The organism is Caulobacter sp. GW821-FHT10F06, assembly GCF_058809215.1.
In genome coordinates, this window is the sequence record NZ_JBXASK010000023.1 from 1 (window position 1) to 639 (window position 639).

At 71.4% G+C, this 639-nt stretch carries 1 protein-coding gene; it reads right to left on the reverse strand.

What is annotated here, in order from left to right:
• Window positions 1-118 precede the first annotated feature (118 nt).
• A partial coding sequence (locus AC1RUS_RS23550) for a PTS sugar transporter subunit IIB (RefSeq protein ID WP_492919050.1) occupies window positions 119-639 on the reverse strand: 521 nt, incomplete at its 5' end.

Sequence of the window (639 nt, forward strand, 5' to 3'; positions counted from 1 at the left end):
TCACCATCCTCAACGCCATGCTCCGCGACAACGCACCATGGCGTTCCGCAATCGCATAACCTCAAGACAGTTGCTCATCCGGCGCTTCGCGCCACCTTCTCCCGCAAGGGGAGAAGGATCACGAGGCCGGCAGCAGCCGGATGGCTGCGGCCAAGGCGTCGGCATGCGGGCCCAGCACCACGTGGATCGTTCGCTCGCCGATGCGGGCCACACCACGCGCGCCCAGGCTCTTCAGCGCCGCCTCGTCGACCGCCGACGGATCGAGGACCACCAGGCGCAGACGGCTGGTGCAGCTGCCCAACGTCTCGATATTGCGCGAACCGCCCAAGGCGGCGACCACGCGCTCGGCCTGGACCTTGTCCCCGGCCACGACGGGCGCGGCGACCGGCGCGGGCGCGGCGGCCTTGGCGATCGAACCGCCCATGGCCGCGCGGATCTCGCTGGCGACCTGATCGGCGATCGGACCCAGCACCACCTGCAACGCGCGTTCGGACGGCCGCACGATCCCGCGCGCGCCGAGCGCCTTCAGGCGGGGCTCGTCGATGGGGGCCGCGCCGGTCGTGACCAGCCGCAGGCGGGTGGTGCAAGCATCGACGCTGGCGAGATTGGCCGCGCCGCCCAGGGCGATCAGGAAGTCCT